Raw genomic sequence first — 3618 nt, forward strand, 5'->3', positions numbered from 1 at the left:
AAGATAAATTCAAAAATGTATCTAATTGAAAATAAAGAAGTTACCTTATTGTGTAAGCTAAATAGGTAACGATTTGGAAACGAGCGAAGTGCTATTAATCGCAGGTTTCTGCATCGACAAAGAACACTTATAATTCTATATGCAAAGATAATATTTAATACCGAACAGAGCAACTTTTTATTGTGAAAAATATACTTTTTATCAGAAAACAAAGGATTTGTGCCATAAAAACACTATCTTTGTATTATACTTCTTTGAGAATATTCTTACACTATAATTAATTATAGATTTGGAACTCTTAGTTGGTATTTATAGAATAATATTTCGACATATGGAACCTGTTTACATTGACATTCATATTCATACATTATCTAACCCTGACAATCTTAATGTGGATTATGACGTTGAAACTCTTTTCAGTAAGGTAAGAAGCAAAGCACAAGGACAAAGTATTTTGCTTTCGTTTACTGACCATAATGTGATAAATAAGAAAGCATATATTACTGCACTTGATGCGTGTAGTACAGATATACATTTAATTCTTGGCGTAGAATTACATATCCATTATGTTCCAGAGACAGAGGCATATCATTGCCATATGTTTTTCAAAAATGAGGTAACGGAACAGTCAATAGACGATATAAATGGTATATTAAAAAGACTTTATCCTCAAAAGACAGTTGAAAAGAAGGATACTTCTATTCCAACTCTTGATAAGGTTATCAATGAGTTTGACAACTATGATTTTGTTCTACTTCCTCATGGAGGGCAATCTCACGCTACCTTCAATAAGGCTATACCACCAACAAAAAAGTTTGATACTATGATGGAGCGTAGCGTTTATTACAATCAGTTCGATGGCTTTACAGCAAGAAGTGAATCTAAACGAGATGAGACAGATAAATACTTTCAAAAACTTGGTATTAGTGATTTTGTAAATCTTGTAACGTGTTCAGACAATTATGATCCAGATAGATACCCTGATGCTAAAGCCAAGGATGCAGAACCTTTCATTCCAACTTGGATGTTTTCTCAACCCACTTTTGAAGGATTCAGATTATCTTTGTCTGAGAAATCTCGTTTAATATATAGCCAAACTAAACCAGAATCATGGTCTGAGAAAATTGAAAGCGTTAAATATAAAAATGAGCTTCTTGATATAGATGTACAATTTAGTTCAGGACTCAATGTTGTTATTGGGGGCTCATCAAGCGGTAAAACACTTTTGGTTGATTCTATATGGAGGAAGCTGTCCAAGAAATCTTTTGAAAATTCCGATTATAAAGATTTTGATGTTGAAAATATCAATGTAGTTAATCCTTCGGAGATGACTCCTCACTACTTAGGACAGAATTATATTATGAAAGTTATAGGAAATGATTCTGAGCAAGGTATTGAAGATATCGAAATCATTAAAAGCCTGTTTCCTGACAATAGAGAAATTTCAGCCCAAGTAGGAAATAGCCTTGCTACATTAAAAAAAGACTTAACAGAACTAATCCGCACGGTAGAAGATATTGAATCTATAGAACATAAGATGAGAGTGACTCCACAAGTAGGCAGATTACTTGTTTTAAAGCCCACTAGACAAAACATTATTTCCATCCTGCTACCCCAATCAAATGAACGTAATTCTATTTCCTATGAGAATAGTAAGAAAACTAGTCATATATCCACATTATTAGAAATAAAAACGCTTTTACGGAATAATCCTTTTGTGGCTAATTATAATACAACTATAGATGAATTGATCAAAGTATTACAGACTGTGTATAAATATAGTGAAGTTGAAAATGGTGTTTTTACAACTATTGACAATGCCAATAGCACATATGCAAGTATTCTTCGATCAGAAAGCCTGGAAGATCAAACTAAAACACAGCAATTCAATGAATTGATAAAGCAAATAAGTGATTATATTTATTTAAATAGAAAATTCAAGAAATACTTACATGCAATAGCGTCCTATCAAGTTGAGTTTGAAACAAGAGAAATAAAATCCTCGGGACATTCTCTATTTATAAAAAATCAATATAAAATTAACAAGAATATTGTTCTTGATGTCTTTAATAATAAATTAAAAACGATTTGTAAAATTGATACTTTTAATAATATTTCACCAGAGAAATTATACCAAAAGAATTTTAGTGGGCAAAAACCGAAAGTAGCAGACTATCAAGACTTCATAAATAGAGTATATAAAGATTTTGAAAATATGAATAAGACCGTTTATAGTATTATAACTGAAGAGGGAAAAGATTTCAGTCGTCTTAGTGCGGGATGGAAAACTTCAGTACTATTAGATCTTATTCTTGGATATGATAAAGATATAGCTCCCATTATTATTGATCAGCCAGAAGATAATCTTGCAACTAAATATATTAATGATGGTTTAGTGAATGCTATTAAGAAGGTAAAAAACACGAAACAGATAATTCTTGTTTCCCATAATGCAACAATTCCTATGATGGGAGATGCCCAACAAATTATTTATTGTGAAAATAAAAATGGAGTGATAGTAATTCGTTCATCACCGCTTGAAGGAGAAATCGGAGAAAAATCAGTTCTTGATTTAATTGCTTCAATAACGGATGGTGGCAAACCATCAATAAAGAAACGAGTAAAAAAATATAACTTAAAGAAATTTACAAAGTAGAGCATATGAAATTATTTTTTAAAAAGGACGAAATTGGAAATATTACTATTCAAATACAGAAAGGTACTGCTGTCATAGATTATGACTATGTGGAAATGTTAAAACAACTTATTAAAAAGAATGAAATAGAATGCGACTGGGAGAATATAGAGGAGTTCGAACAACAAAAATTTATAGAATTGCTTGATAAAATCAAAGGTGCTGTTGATGAAGGGTTGAATAAACCTTTAGAATAGCTTTTGTATGATTTGTAATACAAAAATAACACAAAAAAAGATAGCCTCATATACTTCTTCCTCTTTTCTTCTTTTTCTTGGCTTGGTTTCTGAGTTTATGTTGCCATGCCATCTCTGCATAATCATCACCATGTGTCTGTGGATTAATAAGTCCACCTGCCCCCAAAATCATTTCTTCGGCAGCATTCAAGGCAGTGCTTGCTACATTTCCTACGGCTTGTGCAATAGACGAACTATCATTTGTGTTTTTCGGTAGTATGCACGAACGGCTGGGAGGGACGAGTTGATAGCCTGTATCCGGTTGAGCTTTATTCTTTGCTGACTCGTGTGCTATTGTGGGCGCTTTTGTCATCGTCTCCTTTGTTTCGGCTTTATTGTATGATCCAAAGTTCTTTTGCAAAGAACGGTAGCCGAACTCCCTGCCGATTTCAGAAGCTTTGAATGTCTGGTCACAGTAGGAGAACTTCAAACCATAGACTTTTCCCTGTTTGTTCTTCATGCGCTCTATGATGATGTTGTTCTTGTTCAATTCGTAGAGAAACATGGAGTGCCCTGTGATACCCGTGCCTTTGTATTTTTCAAGTAGGCATAGCAAATCTTCTGTATTTGTTGCTTGGTCTGTTCTCTCGTAGGATTGGCCTTTGCTTTTTGGTGTTGTCTTTCCGCCTTTACTTCCTTTGCAATGATCAAGCCTTTCGAGCGACTTATTTCCTCCGCCACTCTTGC

The 3618-nt window shown here is 33.2% G+C and carries 2 protein-coding genes and 1 pseudogene; 2 read left to right on the forward strand and 1 reads right to left on the reverse strand.

Annotation, left to right across the window (positions count from 1 at the left end; all coding sequences use genetic code 11):
• Window positions 1–331 precede the first annotated feature (331 nt).
• Window positions 332–2656, forward strand: coding sequence for an OLD family protein (locus JCM12259_RS12415; RefSeq protein ID WP_025066681.1), 2325 nt, complete (start codon window positions 332–334; stop codon window positions 2654–2656).
• Window positions 2657–2661: 5 nt separating this feature from the next.
• Window positions 2662–2892 carry a hypothetical protein gene (locus JCM12259_RS12420; protein ID WP_025066682.1) on the forward strand — a complete coding sequence of 77 codons (231 nt, stop codon included), beginning with the start codon at window positions 2662–2664 and terminating at the stop codon, window positions 2890–2892.
• Between the two features lie 46 nt (window positions 2893–2938).
• Here the strand turns inward: JCM12259_RS12420 and JCM12259_RS15565 are convergent.
• Window positions 2939–3618: pseudogene (locus JCM12259_RS15565) on the reverse strand (relaxase/mobilization nuclease domain-containing protein); the annotation flags it as partial.

The sequence above is a fragment of the Hoylesella enoeca JCM 12259 genome, from assembly GCF_000613405.1.
In the GTDB taxonomy this organism is placed as follows: domain Bacteria; phylum Bacteroidota; class Bacteroidia; order Bacteroidales; family Bacteroidaceae; genus Prevotella; species Prevotella enoeca.